This is a genomic window from Cellulomonas endophytica, from assembly GCF_004123805.1.
In the GTDB taxonomy this organism is placed as follows: domain Bacteria; phylum Actinomycetota; class Actinomycetes; order Actinomycetales; family Cellulomonadaceae; genus Cellulomonas; species Cellulomonas endophytica.
On sequence record NZ_RWJX01000023.1, the window covers coordinates 19,844 to 35,118 of the forward strand.

Below are 15,275 nucleotides of genomic sequence, written 5' to 3' on the forward strand. Positions count from 1 at the left end.
GTCCTCAGGACTCCTTGAGCGCGATGGTCTCGACGGTGTTCGCCACCCGCTCGAACGCGTCCGCGGCGTCCTCGAGGCGCTCCACGACCTCCTTGAGCTTCATGAGCTCGATGGCGTCGGTGACCTCGTCGAACAGCGCGGCGACGAGGGACCGGTAGGTCTTGTCCGCCTGGTTCTCCAGCCGGTTGACCTCCACCCAGTACTCGCGCAGCGAGTCCATCGCGCGCAGGCGCGGCATGGCGGCGGCGGTGAGCTCGGCGCACCGCTGCAGCACCGCGACCTGCTCCGACACCTGGGCGGGCAGCGCCTCGACCTTGTAGAGCACGATCCGGTCGGCGGCCTCGTCCATGAGGTCCATGCAGTCGTCCAGGCGCGAGGCCAGCTCGTAGATGTCGTCCCGGTCGAACGGGGTGACGAACGTCTGGTTCAGCCGCCGCATGATGCCGTGCGTGGCCTCGTCGGCGGCGTGCTCGACGTCGCTGATCCGCGCGGCGATCTGCACGCGCCCCTCGCGGTCCGCCCCGAGGAGCTGCGCGAGCAGGTCGGCGCCGGTCACGAGGTGCTGGGCCTGGGCGGCGAACAGGTCGAAGTACGAGGTGTCGCGCGGGGTGAGGCGCAGGCGCACAGGGGTCTCCGTCAGGGGCGGGTCGGGACCGGACCAGGCTAGGGCACCGGCGCGGGCCCGACGAACAGCGCATGAACGCGACGTGAACGCGCGGGGTGCCGCGGGCTGCCGCGGGGAGGGCTGCCCGGGAGGAGGGGGTGGCGCCGGACCGGGAGCGCCTCTCGGCGCGCGGCCGCTCTAGGCGGCTCAGGGTGGAGCCCGGGGCTACCGCGGCCCGACGCCGCGCCCACTGTAGCCGCGGGGCCGGGGGCCCGCGATCAGTCGAGCACGCCCTGGCGCCACAGCGCCGCGGCGCGGACGAGCTCCTCCGCGGTCCGGCCCAGGGCCGCCGCGCCGCGGGTCGTGCGGTCCGCGCCCTGCGGGTCGACGAGGTCGAGGTGGTCCGCGTCGAGGGCGCCGCCCGTGGACAGCACCCGGCAGAAGGCGGCGGCCCGCTCGAGCGCCACGGCGAGGTCGCCCGCGTACACGCCGGAGAGCACGGCGTCGGCGACGGCGCGCACGTCGTCGGGCCCCGGCGGGAGCGCCACGCCGGCGACCGCACCCTGCACGGGGGCGCGCTCGACGCCCTGCCGGTAGCGGTCGGCGACGGTCACGGGGTCGCGGCGGACCCACTCGCGCAGCACGTAGAGCCGCCACAGGGCGCCGGGCAGGCTCCCGGCCGGGCTGTCCGACCACAGCGACGCGACGAGCTCGAGCCCCTCGTGCTCGACGAGCGCGACGAGGCGGGCCAGCACGTCGGGGTCGCCCTCGGCCCGCCCGCGGTGGACGAGGGCGGCCGCCGTCGCGTGGGCGAGCTCGGCCCGGCGGGCGGGGTCGAGGCCGCCCGGGATCGCCGCCGCGGCGGTCGTGTCGAGCAGCGCGGGGCGGCGGGGACGGGCGGGTCGGTCGGCGGGGTCGGCGGGCCTCACGCCGTCGATGATGCACCGCCGCGCCGCCCCGGGCCGCCGACGTGCACCGACGCGGGGACCGGGGCAGGGTGTCCGGGTTGCCGTGCCGTCCGCCCGTCGAGGGCCGACCCGTCGTGAGGAACCCGCCGTGAGGAACCCGTCATGAGCCACCCGTCCGCCCGCCCCGAGCGCGCGTCCCGTCCGGGGCACCAGGGCAAGGCGATCGGCCTGGCCGTCGCCGCCGCCGTCGGCGGCTTCCTGTTCGGGTTCGACTCCTCCGTCATCAACGGCGCCGTCGACGCGGTCGAGGGCGAGTTCGACCTCGCGCCCGTCGTCACGGGGCTCGTCGTGGCGGTCGCCCTGCTGGGCTCCGCCGTGGGCGCCTGGGCCGGCGGCCGGCTCGCCGACCGCTGGGGACGCACCCGCGTCATGCTGCTCGGCGCGGTCGTCTTCCTCGTCTCCTCGATCCTGTCGGCCGCCGCCTTCGCCGCGTGGGACCTCGCGCTGTGGCGCTTCCTGTGCGGCATCGGCATCGGCATCGCCTCCGTCATCGCGCCGGCCTACATCGCGGAGATCTCCCCCGCCCGGCTGCGCGGCCGCCTCGGCTCCCTGCAGCAGCTGGCGATCACGCTCGGCATCTTCGCCGCCCTGCTCTCGGACCAGGTCATCGCCACCAGCGCCGACGGCGCCGGGGAGCCCTTCTGGTTCGGCTGGGCCGCCTGGCGCTGGATGTTCCTCGTCGCCGCGGTGCCCGCGGTCGTCTACGGCGCGCTGGCGCTCTCCATCCCCGAGTCCCCGCGGTTCCTCGTCGCGAACGGCCGGTCCGACGAGGCCCGCCGCGTCCTGGAGCGGGTGCTGCCCCCCGGGGAGGACGCCGGGCGCCGCGTGGAGGAGATCACGCGGTCCGTCGAGGAGGACCGGGCCAACGCCGAGGGCGCCTCGCTGCGCGGCCCCCGGTTCGGACTGCTGCCCATCGTCTGGGTCGGCATCCTGCTGTCGGTGTTCCAGCAGTTCGTCGGGATCAACGTGATCTTCTACTACTCCACGACGCTGTGGCAGGCCGTCGGGTTCGACGAGAGCCAGTCCTTCACGGTCTCGACGATCACGTCCGTGACGAACGTGCTGGTCACGTTCATCGCCATCGGCCTCGTCGACCGCGTCGGCCGGCGGCCGATCCTGCTCGCCGGGTCCCTGGGCATGGCCGTGTCCCTCGGCGCCATGGCGGTCGCGTTCACGCAGGCGAGCGGCAGCGGCGAGGACATCTCCCTGTCCGGCCCGTGGGGGGTCGTGGCGCTCGTCGGCGCCAACGCCTTCGTCGTCTTCTTCGGCGCCTCGTGGGGCCCGCTCGTCTGGGTGCTGCTCGGCGAGATGTTCCCCAACCGCATCCGGGCCGCCGCCCTCGGCGTCGCCGCCGCGGCGCAGTGGATCGCGAACTTCCTCATCACCGTGTCGTTCCCGCCGCTGCTCGACACCTTCGGCGCGGCCATCCCGTACTTCATGTACACGGCGTTCGCGGTGCTCTCGTTCGTCTTCGTGCTCGTCCGGGTGCCGGAGACGAAGGGCATGGAGCTCGAGGAGATGCACGGCGAGGCGTACAGCCGTCCCGGCCGCTGACCACCGCCCGACGACCACCGGCCCGACGACCACCGGCAGCACGACGCCCCCGACCCGTGAGGGCCGGGGGCGTCGTCGTGCGTGCTGCGCCCTGCCTGCTGCGCCGTGCGTGCTGCGCCGTGCGCCGGCCGGTCAGGCCTCGGGCTCGAAGGTCAGGCTCACGGAGTTCATGCAGAAGCGGTCACCCGTCGGCGTCTGGGGCGCGTCGTCGAAGACGTGCCCCAGGTGCGAGCCGCAGCGCGCGCAGAGCACCTCCGTGCGGACCATGCCGAGCGTGCGGTCCGTGTGCAGCTCCACGGCGTCGCCGGCCAGCGGCGAGAAGAAGCTCGGCCACCCGCAGTGGGAGTCGAACTTCGTGTCGGAGCGGAACAGCTCGTTGCCGCAGGCGCGGCAGCGGTACACGCCGGCCCGCTTCTCGTCGAGCAGGGCGCCGGTCCAGGGGCGCTCCGTGCCGGCGCGGCGCAGCACCTGGAACTCCGCGGGGTCCAGGAGCGTGCGCCACTCCTCGTCGGTCCGGGTCACGGCGTAGCCGCCGGTCGAGCCCGTCGTGTCGGTCGTCATGTGCGGGTCCCCTCCGCCCGTGCGGGTCGTCGTGCGTCTCACGACGGGGCACGGGCCCTCGTGGGCCGGCGGACCGGCCCCCCGGCGCAACAGCGTCGACCCCCGCCCTCATCCCCGCCACCCCCGCTCTCCTCGCCTCCCTCCCTCCCTCCCTCCCGACGAGATGCCCCTCCCGACCGCCCGCACCCCGGCCCACCCGACCCGAACCGGCACCTCGTCGGGAAACGGGCGGCCTCCCACCCTCCCCACGAGATGCCCCTCCCGGCCGCTTCCGGCCGCGCGCGACCGGTCCGGACCGGCACCTCGTGGCGGGGAGGGTCCACCCGCGCCGGTGGGCCGTCCGTGCGAACGCCGGGACGCGTCCGGGTGCACGGGTCAGGACGACCTCCCGCCCGTCGATAGGGCGGGGGCACGCCGGGGAGGGGCCGCGGCGGCGCGACCGCACCCGGCCACGGGCCGGGCGCGGGCACGGACCGGACGAGGGGGCGGCGTGACGGGGGACGCGGTGCTCGTGCTCACGCCCGTGACGGGGGGCTTCTACTTCGGCGAGGTCGTCGGCGCGGTGCAGCGCGAGGCCGCCCGCCGCGGGCGGCGCGTCGTCGTCCAGCAGACCGGCGACGCCGGCATCCGCCCCGTCGTCTCCGGCGACCCGCCCGCGGGCACGTTGCCCCTGGGCTGGGACGCGGCGGCCGGGGCGGTCGTGCTGGCCAACGCCGTGGACCGCACGTACGTCGAGCGGCTGCGCAGGGTCATGCCCGTGGTGCTCGGCGCCGCGGAGGTGCGGGTCCCGGGCGTGCCCGCCGCCGCGCCGGACAACACCGGCGGGACCCTCGTCGCGGTCCGGCACCTCGTCGAGCACGGGCACCGGCGCATCGGCTTCGTCGGCAACGTCGGCCACACGGACATGCGGGAGCGGTACGCGGGCTACCACGAGGCGATGCTCGAGCTCGGCCTCGCCCCCGACCCCCGGCACTTCCTCGCGACGACGGACCACGGCACGCGCGCCGGCGAGCGCGCCGGCGCGGCCCTGCGCGCGCTGGAGGACCCGCCGACGGCGGTCGTCTGCGCGTCGGACCGCAACGCCCTGGGCCTCGTGGCGGACCTGACGGCGCACGGCGTGCGGGTGCCGCAGGACGTGGCCGTCGTCGGGTTCGACAACGTCGAGGCCGCGGCCTACTGCGTCCCGGGCCTGACGACGGTCGACCAGCCCTTCCACCTCACGGGCGGCCTGGCCGCCCGGATGCTGCTCGCCGCCCTCGACGGCGACGACCCGGCCGCGCAGGTCCAGCCGCCCGCCGGCCTGCTGCTGCGCGGCTCCTGCGGCTGCCCCGACGAGCCCGTGCACGTCCCCGCCCCCGCCCCGGTCCCCGCGCACGGCACGCCCGGGCACGGGACCGCCGCCGCGGGCGCCGACACGGAGCTGCGCCGCGCGCTGGCCCCGCTCGTCGGGACCGGGGCCGACGGCGACCTCGGCGACGGCGGCGCGGCCCGGGCCGAGGTCGCGGTGACCGCCGCGGCGGTGGCGGCCCTCGTCGCGGACGCGGTGTCCTCCGGGCGGGTCCCGACGGGCGCCGAGGTCGCCGCCGCCCTGCTGCCCGTCACGGAGGGCGGCCCCCGGGCGGACGGCCCGGACCGGGCGGTCACGGCCGTCGGCGCGTACCTGCACGCGCTCGGGACGGGCCTGCCCGACGCCGAGCACGCGGCCGCGCCCGTCCTGGCGGCGCTGCGCGGGCGCCTGCCCGCCGCGCTCTCGCACCTGCACGCCGGCCTCTACCTGCGGCGGGCCCAGGGCGCGGAGTCCTCGCTCCTCGAGCAGCACGACGTCAGCCTGGCGCTGCTCGGGCACGGCGCGGGCGCGCCCCGGTCGCTCGCGTGGATGGCCCGGACGTCCGCGCGGGGCGCGGTGCTCGCGCTGTGGCGCGGGGAGCGGCTCGTCGTCGAGGGCGTCTACGACCCCGAGGACGCCTACGCCCTCGCGCCCGGCACCCCCTGCGACCCCGCGACCTTCCCGCCGCCCGCCCTGCTCGCCTCCGTGCGCCCCGAGCGCGGCGAGGTCGCCTACGTCCTGCCGGTGCGGGCGCGGGGCCGCGACTGGGGCCTGCTCGCCGTCGTCGGGTCCGTCGACGCGAGCCTGCGGCGCGAGAGCTACAACCAGTGGGCCGCGCTGCTGTGCGCGAGCTTCGAGCAGGAGGAGCTCTCGCACTCCCTGCGCTCGAGCGAGGAGCGCTACGGGCTCCTGGCGAGCGCGATGAACGAGGGCCTGTGGGACGGGGACGTCGCCACGGGCGAGGTCAACTTCTCCTCCCGGTGCGTCACCCTGCTCGGCCTGGACCACGTGCCCGCGCCCGAGCGGGGCGCCCAGTGGCGCCGCGGCGTCCACCCCGAGGACCTGCCGCGCCTCGTCGCGGGCCTGCGCACGACCTCCGCGGGCGAGCCGGGCACGGCGGTCGCCGAGGTGGAGTTCCGCTACCGCGGCCCCGGCGACACCCGTCACCGCTGGCTGCTCGCCCGGGCCATGCCCTACCGGCAGGGCGGCGACGACCACGGCACGCGCCGCGTGCTGGGGTCGCTGGCCGACCACACGCACCGCAAGCACCTCGAGGAGGAGCTGCGCAAGCACGCCCTCGTCGACCCGATCACGGGGCTGGGCAACCGGCGCGCCTTCCTCGAGCGGCTCACGCGCTCGGTCGGCCGTGCCGCCGAGGGCGTCCCGTTCGCGGTGCTCTTCCTCGACCTCGACCGCTTCAAGGTCATCAACGACTCCCTCGGCCACGGCACGGGCGACCGGCTGCTGCGCGCGGTCGGCGAGCGCCTGCGCGGCGCGGTCCGGCCCGGCGACACCGCGGCGCGCTTCGGCGGCGACGAGTTCGCGGTCCTCATCGACGGGGTCGCCGCCGACGCCGTGCCCGCCGTCGTGCAGCGGGTGCGCGAGTCCCTCGTGCGCCCCGTCGACGTCAACGGCCACTCCCTGTGGCTGTCGGCGAGCATCGGCATCGCCGTGTCCTCCGCCGGCTACGAGACCGCCGAGGACGTCCTGCGCGACGCCGACACGGCCATGTACGACGCGAAGGGCCGCGAGCGCGGGTCCGTCTCCTGGTTCCACCCGGCGATGCACGACGCGGCCGTGCACCACCTGTGGCTGCACGACCAGACGCAGCGGGCGCTCGAGCGCGACGAGTTCGAGGTCCACTACCAGCCCATCGTCGACCTCGACGACCGGCCGCTCACCCGCTTCGAGGCGCTCGTGCGCTGGCGGCACCCCGAGCGCGGGCTCGTGCCGCCGTCGGACTTCCTGCCGCTCATGGAGGAGACGGGGCTCGTCGTGGCGCTCGGCCGCTGGGTCGTGGAGCAGGTCTGCGCCGACGTGGCCCGGTGGCGGCGCACGCACCGGGGGCCGGTGTCCGTGAGCGTCAACCTGTCCGACCGGGAGTTCTGGGACGCGGGGCTGCTGCCGGCCTACCTCGACGCGATCGGCCGCCACGGGCTGGGCCCGCAGCACGTCGCCCTCGAGATCACCGAGCGCGTCATCGCGCGCAGCCCGGAGCTGGCCGAGGAGCTCGTGGAGGGCTTCCGGGCGGCCGGCCTCAGCCTCCACATCGACGACTTCGGCACGGGGCACTCCTCGCTGCAGACCCTGCAGCGCTACCCCGTCGACGCCCTGAAGATCGACCGGTCCTTCGTCGCCGACCTGCCGGAGGACGAGCGGAGCACGGAGCTCGTCCGGGCGATCGTCGCCATGGGCCGGGCGCTGGGGCTCGACGTCGTCGCGGAGGGCGTCGAGACGCCGAGCCAGCTGCGTGCGCTGCGGGCCATCGGCTGCGCGAGCGCCCAGGGGTACCTGTTCTCCCGGGCGGTCCCCGCCGACCGGGCGCGCGAGATGCTCGGCCTGCCGGTGCCGGCCCTCGCCGCCCGGCCCGCCGTGGCCTGACGCCGGGCGTCCCGACGAGCGGCCCGGCCCGGCCCGGTGGGGCCGGCGCGGCCGGGTCGGCCGGGTCCGCTGGGTCGGCCGGTCAGGCCAGCGCCGCCGCCGTGCTGCGCCGGTCGCGCTCGACCCGGGCGACGTAGGCGTGCAGGTGCTCCCGGTCCTTGGCGTCCAGCCCGACGATGCGGCAGCCGTGGTGCTCGACGTCGCCGTGCTGGGCGGACCGCACGACGAGGAGCCGGACGGGCAGCGGCTCCAGGCCGCCGCCCGGGGCCCGGCGTGCCTCGGGGATGTGCGTGTCGACCTCGTCGCCCACCGCCAGCGCCGGCCGGGACACCACACGGACGCCGTCGGCGGACAGGTCGACGACGACCATGCGCACGGCGTCGGCGTCCTCGTCGGGGGTCGCGGCGTCCTCGTCGGGCTCGGCGACGCCCTCCGCCCCCTCCGCCGGCGGGCGCACGCGGCGGCCCGGGACGGTCACGCCGACGGGGATCCGCAGGGCCGAGCGCAGCTGGGTGGAGCGCACGAGGACGACCTCGCGCAGGACGACCTCGCCGTCGTCGACCCGGTCGACCACGCCCGCGTAGTCCCAGAGGCCGCGGGCCGCGCTCGCGATGCGCAGCCGGACCTTGCGTCCGGTGGTGAGGCCGCGGTCCGGGGCGGCGGCGAGCCCGTCGGCCGTGACGACGAGCCCCGCCGGCTCCTGCTCCGCCCGCTCGGGCCGCACGACGGCGCGCGTCCCCTGCAGGGTCTGGAGCACGCCCGCGGTGCTCTCCTCCCCCGCCAGCAGCGTGCAGGGCAGCATCTCGTGCACGGACCCGTCCTCTCCCCGGGCCGCGGCCCGACGTCGCCCCCCGCTCCCCGACGGGACCGGACTGCCCTGATCCTCGCACCGGCGGGGGTCCCCGCGCTCCCCTCCCGCGGCGACAGCGGGCCCGGGGGCGGAATAGCCTCGCAGGCGGCGTCGTTGTCGGCGGGTGATCGATGCAGACGCATACATTTGGAGGCGGTCGCGGTGCAGTTCGGGATCTTCACGGTCGGGGACGTCACGACGGACCCGACGACGGGCAGCACGCCCGACGACACCGAGCGCGTCCGCTCGATGCTCACCATCGCCGAGCACGCGGACCAGGCCGGCCTCGACGTCGTGGCGTTCGGCGAGCACCACAACCCGCCGTTCGTGCCCTCGTCGCCGACGACGATGCTCGGCTACGTCGCGGGACGGACCACGAACGTCGTGCTGTCGACCGCGACGACGCTCATCACGACGAACGACCCCGTCCGCCTGGCCGAGGAGTACGCGATGCTCCAGGTCATCGCCGACGGGCGGATGGACCTCATGCTCGGCCGTGGCAACACGGGGCCCGTCTACCCCTGGTTCGGCCAGGACATCCGCCAGGGCCTGAACCTCGCCGTGGAGAACTACGCGCTGCTGCGCCGGCTGTGGACCGAGGACGTCGTGGACTGGGAGGGGAAGTTCCGGACCCCGCTCCAGGGCTTCACCTCCACGCCCCGCCCCCTCGACGGCGTGGCGCCCTTCGTGTGGCACGGCTCCATCCGCTCCCCCGAGATCGCGGAGCAGGCCGCCTACTACGGCGACGGCTTCTTCCACAACAACATCTTCTGGCCCATGAGCCACACGCAGCAGATGGTCCGCTTCTACCGCCAGCGCTACGAGCACCACGGCCACGGCCGGGCCGACCAGGCGATCGTCGGCCTGGGCGGGCAGGTGTTCATGCGCAAGGACTCGCAGCGGGCCTGGGACGAGTTCCGCCCCTACTTCGACCGGGCGCCCGTCTACGGGCACGGCCCCTCCATGGAGGACTTCACCCGCGAGACGCCGCTGACGGTCGGCAGCCCGCAGCAGGTCATCGACCGCTACTCCCGCTTCCGCGAGAGCGTCGGCGACTTCCAGCGGCAGCTGTTCCTCGTCGACCACGCGGGCCTGCCGCTGAAGACCGTCCTGGAGCAGATCGACCTCCTCGCCGAGGAGGTCGTGCCCGTGCTGCGGCGCGAGGCCGAGTCGGCCCGGCCGGCGCACGTGCCCTCCGACCCGCCCTCGCACGCCCAGCGCGTGGCCGCGGCCCGGGCCGGGGACGCCGGCACCGCTCCGGCCGCGGGCCGCGACGGCGAGGCGGTGGCCTCGTGACGGTCCACCCGCTGGGCCGGTCGGGGGCGGCGCCACGGCGGCTCGTCGTGGTCTCGGCCGGGATCTCGCAGCCGTCGTCGACGCGGCTGCTGGCCGACCGGCTCGCCGAGGCGACGGTCGCGGGCCTGACGGCCCGTGGCCTCACCTGCGAGGTGACGGTCGTCGAGGTCCGCGACCTCGCGCACGACGTGGTGAACCACCTGCTCACGGGCTTCCCGTCGCAGGCCCTGTCCGCCTCGCTCGACGCGGTGACGAACGCGGACGGCGTCGTCGCGGTCACGCCGATCTTCGCGGCGTCCGCCTCGGGCCTGTTCACGTCCTTCGTGGACGTGATCGACAAGGACGCGCTCGTCGGCACGCCCGTGCTGCTCGGCGCCACGGGCGGCACGTCGCGGCACTCCCTGGCGGTGGAGCACGGGGTGCGCCCCCTGTTCACCTACCTGCGGGCGCACGTGGAGTCGACCGCGGTCTTCGCCGCCACCGACGACTGGGGCGGCACGGGCGACGAGGTGAAGCCGCTGCCCGCCCGCATCCGCCGGGCCGGCGACGAGCTCGCGGCGACGATGGCCGGGCGGGCGCCGGCGCTCCCGGCCGACCCGTTCGGCGACGTCCCCTCGTTCGAGACGCTGCTCGGGAACGGCTAGGGCGCCACGGTGTCCGAGGGGGCGGCGGAGCGGCTGGACGCGCTCGAGCGGGAGCTGCTCGCGCGCGCCGACCGCGCCCACCGCGACCTCGAGGAGATCCGGCGCGCCCGCACCGCGACCACCGCGGACGACGAGCACGACCCCGAGGGCTCGACGCTGTCCGACGACTGGTCCCGGACGGCGGGCCTGCGCGACGCCGCCCGCGCGGGGCTGGCCGAGGTCGCCGCCGCCCGGCTCCGGCTGGCCGACGGCACGTACGGCACCTGCACGCGGTGCGGCGGCCCTGTCGGCGAGGGGCGCCTGGCGGTGCGGCCGGCCGCCGCCCGCTGCGTCTCCTGCGCCTGACACCGGCCGGGGCCGGACGGACCGGGCAGAGCCGGGCGGTCCGGGCAGAGCCGGACGGAGCGGGCAGATCGGCGTCGCACGGGCCTGCCGACGACCGATCCGGTGGCGGTATGCCGTCGGACCCCTCCATTCCGTGGGCGGGGACCGCTACCGTGGCGCGCACGCAGCGACGGAGGGGGGACGGCCATGGGCGACGGCGCCGCCGCCGGCCTCACCGACGGCACCGGGGCCGACCACGCCTGGGCGCCGGCGGCCTTCCCGCGCCCGGACCTGCAGGGCGTCGGGCTCGTCGCCCGCGTCCACGCCGGCGCGGGCGCCGGCACCGTCGGCTGGCTCGTCCGGCAGCGCCACGCCCTCGCCTGGTTCGGTGTGGCCGCACCCGGGGAGCCGGGTCACACCGTGCACGGCTTCGTCGTCGACGCCCTGCGCGCCGGGGCGCGCCAGGCCCGGCCGGCCGGGGAGCAGTGGCTCTACCTGCTGCGGCTCGTCCCGCACGACCTCCCGGAGGAGCGGGCGCTGCCCGGCCTGCTCGACGAGGTCGGCGCCGCCCGCGCGCGGCGCACGGCCGGGGCGCCGTCGCGCGGCCCCGGGGTGCCGCGCCCGCCGCTGCCCCGGAGGGCACCCGGGACGCGCTGACGCGCCCGTCGCTCAGAGCGCCGTGGCACCCGAGCCCGCGAGCGCGACCTCGACCGCGAGGGCCCGGTGGTCCGACAGGCCGAGGTCGAGGGACTCCCCCGGCGTCACGGCGTGCACGGGCCCCCCGGCGAGCACGTGGTCGAGCTGGCGCACGGGCTCGACCAGGGGGTACGTCGGGGCCGTCACGAGCGGACGCAGGCCGCTGACCCGCGCGGGCGTCGCGCCCGCCATGTTGAGGTCCCCCATGACCAGGTGCGGTCCCGGCATCCGGGCCGTGTCGGCGACGAGGCGCAGCAGCTGCCGCACGTGCCAGCCCGGCACGAACGTCAGGTGCGTGCACACGGCCGTGAGCGGCCCGTCGGGCGTCTCGACGACCGCGGCCACCGCCGACCGCGGCTCGTCGCGCACGAGCACCGGCCAGCGCCGGCCGGGGAACACCACGGGCGTCCGCCGGCTGAGGGCCGGCAGCGTGAGCACCCGCCACTCGCGCACGGGCCAGCGGCTCAGCAGCGCGATCCCGTAGGCGGCGCCGTCGGGCTGCTCGTCGCCGGACGCGGCCACCCACAGGCCCGGCTCGCCGGACAGCGTCGCGACGAACCGGTGGTGCGGGGCGCCCATGGCCTCGGCGGCGATCGTCGTGAGGTCGGCCCCGAACGAGCGCTCCTGCCCGCGGTCGACCTCCTGCAGCGCCAGGACGTCCGCGTCGAGGCGGGCGACGGCGCCGGCGAACCGGTCGAGGTCCACCCGGTCGTCGGACAGGGAACGGCCGTGGAGGATGTTGAACGTCGCCACCCGCACGCGGCCGATCATCCCCTCCGCGCTGCGGGCCCGCGCGGCGAGGTGTACCCATGCAGCATGACGACGGACGACCAGGGGGACTGGACCGCCCTGCAGGACGGCCTGCGCCGGGCCGCGGTGGCGCTCACCGACGCCGAGGTGCCGTTCGCCCTCGTCGGGGGCTACGCGGCGTGGGCGCGCGGCGCCCCCGAGCCCAGCCACGACGCCGACCTCGCCATCGCGGAGGAGGACGTGGAGCGCGCGAAGAGGGCGCTGGACGCGGCCGGCCTCGACGTGCAGCAGCCCGCCGAGAACTGGCTCTTCAAGGCCTTCCACGCGGGCGAGCTCGTCGACGTCATCTACCGCATGGTGGGCGAACCCGTGACGCACGAGCTGCTGTCCACCGCCGAGGAGCTCGAGGTCCTCGCCATCCGGATGCCCGTGCTCCCCGCCACGGAGGTGCTGTCCTCGAAGCTGCGGGTGCTCGGGGAGCACTACTGCGACTTCACGTGGACGCTGCCGATGGCGCGGGCGCTGCGCGAGCAGATCGACTGGGAGCGGCTGCGGCGCGAGACCCTCGACCGGCCCTACGCGCGCGCCTTCCTCTTCCTCTGCGACGAGCTGGGCCTCACGGCGACCGCCGCGGTGCCCTCGGCCGTCCGCGTGGGGTCGGGCCGGTTCCCCGACGAGGGCGACCCCGCCGAGCCCGCCGACCACGCCCGCTGAGCCGGCCGGCCCCGGTCAGGACGTCCGGCCGGTCACCACGACCGGCCGGTCACCACGTCCAGCCGCGCGCGGCGAGGTCCAGCTCCGCGGTGGTGCGGTCCGGCGGGGGTGCGGGGGCGGGCAGGGCCGCGCCGGCGCCAGCCAGGCGCCAGGCGTCGACGAGCACGGCGTCGTAGGCGGCCTCCACCGCCATGAGCCGGCGCGCCCGCGCCCAGATGTGCGGGTCCGCCTCGAGCGCGCGCACCTGGGCCGCCAGCCGCTCGAGCCGGACCTGCAGCGCGAGGGTCTCGAACGGGTCCGGCCCGCGGTCCCGCTCGGCCCGGTGGAACAGCGGGCCGCGGCGCGCCCCGTCCGCGGCCCCGGCGCCGGACAGGGCCCGGGCGAGAGCGGCGAGGGGGGCGTTCCAGACGACCATGGCGCGTCCTCGGTGGGGGGCGGCGCACCGCACGTCGCCGTGGCCCCCACGCTAGCCGCGGGCCCGCCCGCACCACCATCGGTGCGGGCGGGCGTGAGCAGACGTGCAGGGAAGGGACCGTCGAGGCGTCAGGTCCGCCGCGGTGCCCGGCGCGCGAGCACGACGAGGGCCAGGCCGCCCAGCACGAGGACCCCGCCGAGCACGAGGACCTCGCCGGTGCGGGCGCCCGTCGCCGCGAGGGCGGCGCGCGCCGCCACCGGCACGACCTGGAGCACGCCCACGGAGGGCGTCGTCGTCCCCACCACGGGCGGCACGGGCGATGCGGGCGCCGCGGGCGCCGTCGGGGTCAGCACCAGCGGGACGGCGGCGCCGTCGCCCTCCCCGACCGCGAAGTCGGCGGTCGTCGCCGTCCCCGTCTCCAGCGACCACAGCCCGGCCGGGACACCGACGACGACGAGGCGCCCGTCGCGGACCTGCACGGGCAGCAGCACGTCGTCGCCGGTGCGCAGGACGTCGTCCACCCCCGCCCAGCGCACGACGGCGTCCTCGGTGACGGGGGTGCCGTCGGGCGCCGTGACGTCGAGCAGGAGCTGGGCGCCCCCGACGAGGCCGACGTCGGCCCGGCCGGCCCCGGCCTCCGGGACGGTGACGTCGGTGGCGGCGTCCCGGTCACCGTCCTCGTCGAAGGTGACGGCCAGGACCGTGGGCCGGGCGACGACGACGCGGTAGGTGGCCGCGTCGACGCCCGTGAAGGCGTAGCTGCCGCCGGTCCCGGTGGTCCGCGTGGCCACGACCGTGCCCGCCACGTCGGCGAGGACGGCGAACCGGCCCGCGCCGCCCCGGCCCGTCAGCGTGTCGGCCGTGACGGGGACCGCCCGGACGAGGTCGACGCGGACCCCGGGGACGCCGACCTCGGCGGCCGACCGGCGCGCGTCCCCGTCGAGGTCGAGCCAGACGACCCCGTCGATGCGCTGCACCGGCGACGCCGTGGGCGCCGGCGTCCCGGTCGGGGAGGGCGTCTGCGACGGCTCCGGCGACGGCGTGAGGGACGGCTCCGGCGAGGGCTCCGACGACGGGCTCGCCGACGGCTCCGGCGAGGGCTCCGACGACGGGCTCGCCGACGGCTCCGGCGACGGCGTGACCGACGGCTCCGGCGACGGCGCGACGGACGGCTCGGGCGACGGGCTCGGCGACGGGGTCGTGGTCGCGCTCGGGCTCGGGCTCGCCGTGGGCGTCGGGGTGCTCGTCGCCTCCGGGTGGACGGGGACGCCCGGCGGCGTCCCGGCCGGCTCCCCGGCGACGGGGTACCGCGGGTCGTAGACGATCTGGCTCGTGCTCGTCGGGAGCGAGGTGTCCCCCTCCGCCCCCATGTGCGTGAGGTCGGCGAGGATGTCGGCGGCCGGGACGCCGGCGCGCAGCTCGACGTTGACGAACTCCTGCACCCCCATGCCGCGGCAGGCGGCGCCGTACCCCGCGACGACGGAGGCGAGGTCGGTCCCGCCGACGGGCCAGTTCGTCCCCGTCGTGCGGCTCCCGCCGCTGCCGACGGGCGGGATGACGTCGCCCCACACCTTCTCGTCCGGCGCGTAGGCCCGGTGGGGGTCGAACACGGGCCCGGCGTGCCGGGTGTGGTCCCCCGCGCCGCCCGTGCCGTTCACGGAGTTCTGGGAGACCGTGATCCGCCGGTAGGGGTTCGTGACCGAGTGCGTGCGGTGGCAGATCGTCACCTTGTCCACGGCGGCCTCGGCCACGTCGACGGCCACGACGAGCGGTGCCAGCGCGAGGGCGGCGACGCCGGCCGCGAGGAGCGCCCGGCGGGCGCCGCGCGAGGGCGTGCCGCCGGTCGCCGACGGGGCGGGCCGGTCGTGCGGGGGGCGGGCGGCGTCCATGCGCGTCCTCGTCGGTCGGGCCGGCGGGTGCCGGGCGGCGGTGCGGGGTGACAGGCCCGGTCGGCACCGGGGCGGCGCACAG

Annotated in this window: 14 protein-coding genes; 7 read left to right on the forward strand and 7 right to left on the reverse strand. The window is 77.1% G+C overall.

The features are described from left to right. Positions 1–4: 4 nt before the first annotated feature. Both EJA20_RS08970 and EJA20_RS08975 read right to left on the reverse strand, forming a co-directional pair. Entirely contained in the window at positions 5–625 is a 621-nt protein-coding gene (locus EJA20_RS08970) for a DUF47 domain-containing protein (RefSeq protein WP_129337813.1), read from the reverse strand. A 257-nt stretch (positions 626–882) separates the two neighbouring features. Further along, entirely contained in the window at positions 883–1,482 is a 600-nt protein-coding gene (locus EJA20_RS08975) for a hypothetical protein (RefSeq protein WP_129337846.1), read from the reverse strand. A 192-nt stretch (positions 1,483–1,674) separates the two neighbouring features. On the opposite strand from EJA20_RS08975, the gene EJA20_RS08980 reads away from it, so the two are divergent. Continuing rightward, positions 1,675–3,126 (forward strand): sugar porter family MFS transporter, encoded by a 1,452-nt coding sequence (locus tag EJA20_RS08980; protein ID WP_129337814.1) that lies wholly within the window; start codon positions 1,675–1,677, stop codon positions 3,124–3,126. A gap of 132 nt (positions 3,127–3,258) precedes the next feature. Here EJA20_RS08980 and msrB read toward each other — a convergent pair whose 3' ends face one another. Then, a complete protein-coding gene (msrB, locus tag EJA20_RS08985; protein ID WP_129337815.1) occupies positions 3,259–3,687 on the reverse strand; it encodes a peptide-methionine (R)-S-oxide reductase MsrB in 429 nt (142 codons plus the stop codon). A gap of 490 nt (positions 3,688–4,177) precedes the next feature. Here msrB and EJA20_RS08990 point away from each other — a divergent pair, with 490 nt between their 5' ends. Further along, positions 4,178–7,615 carry an EAL domain-containing protein gene (locus EJA20_RS08990; protein ID WP_164983899.1) on the forward strand — a complete coding sequence of 1,146 codons (3,438 nt, stop codon included), beginning with the start codon at positions 4,178–4,180 and terminating at the stop codon, positions 7,613–7,615. 82 nt (positions 7,616–7,697) lie between these two features. Here the strand turns inward: EJA20_RS08990 and EJA20_RS08995 are convergent, their stop codons facing one another. Beyond that, positions 7,698–8,417 carry a PilZ domain-containing protein gene (locus tag EJA20_RS08995; RefSeq protein WP_240675268.1) on the reverse strand — a complete coding sequence of 240 codons (720 nt, stop codon included), beginning with the start codon at positions 8,415–8,417 and terminating at the stop codon, positions 7,698–7,700. 210 nt (positions 8,418–8,627) lie between these two features. Here EJA20_RS08995 and EJA20_RS19095 point away from each other — a divergent pair, with 210 nt between their 5' ends. From EJA20_RS19095 to EJA20_RS09010, 4 genes are all read left to right on the forward strand, one after another. Next, positions 8,628–9,761: an LLM class flavin-dependent oxidoreductase gene (locus EJA20_RS19095; RefSeq protein ID WP_205687428.1), complete on the forward strand. Its 1,134-nt coding sequence runs from the start codon at positions 8,628–8,630 to the stop codon at positions 9,759–9,761. Next, positions 9,758–10,405: an FMN reductase gene (locus EJA20_RS19100; RefSeq protein ID WP_240675263.1), complete on the forward strand. Its 648-nt coding sequence runs from the start codon at positions 9,758–9,760 to the stop codon at positions 10,403–10,405. Before EJA20_RS19095 ends, EJA20_RS19100 begins: the two co-directional genes overlap by 4 nt. 9 nt (positions 10,406–10,414) lie before the next feature. Continuing rightward, positions 10,415–10,750, forward strand: a complete 336-nt coding sequence (locus tag EJA20_RS09005) for a TraR/DksA family transcriptional regulator (RefSeq protein ID WP_129337818.1) — start codon at positions 10,415–10,417, stop codon at positions 10,748–10,750. A 186-nt stretch (positions 10,751–10,936) separates the two neighbouring features. Next, a complete protein-coding gene (locus tag EJA20_RS09010) occupies positions 10,937–11,386 on the forward strand; it encodes a hypothetical protein (RefSeq protein WP_129337819.1) in 450 nt (149 codons plus the stop codon). Positions 11,387–11,398: 12 nt separating this feature from the next. Here EJA20_RS09010 and EJA20_RS09015 read toward each other — a convergent pair whose 3' ends face one another. Continuing rightward, entirely contained in the window at positions 11,399–12,184 is a 786-nt protein-coding gene (locus tag EJA20_RS09015; protein WP_129337820.1) for an endonuclease/exonuclease/phosphatase family protein, read from the reverse strand. 57 nt (positions 12,185–12,241) lie between these two features. Between EJA20_RS09015 and EJA20_RS09020 the strand changes: the two genes are divergently transcribed. After that, the gene (locus EJA20_RS09020) at positions 12,242–12,889 is read left to right on the forward strand and encodes a hypothetical protein (RefSeq protein ID WP_240675265.1); all 648 of its coding nucleotides are present in this window, start codon (positions 12,242–12,244) and stop codon (positions 12,887–12,889) included. Between the two features lie 49 nt (positions 12,890–12,938). On the opposite strand, the gene EJA20_RS09025 is transcribed toward EJA20_RS09020, so the two are convergent. Next, a complete protein-coding gene (locus tag EJA20_RS09025; protein ID WP_129337821.1) occupies positions 12,939–13,304 on the reverse strand; it encodes a hypothetical protein in 366 nt (121 codons plus the stop codon). Between the two features lie 128 nt (positions 13,305–13,432). Continuing rightward, the gene (locus EJA20_RS09030) at positions 13,433–15,193 is read right to left on the reverse strand and encodes an SdrD B-like domain-containing protein (RefSeq protein WP_164983901.1); all 1,761 of its coding nucleotides are present in this window, start codon (positions 15,191–15,193) and stop codon (positions 13,433–13,435) included. Positions 15,194–15,275: the final 82 nt, after the last annotated feature.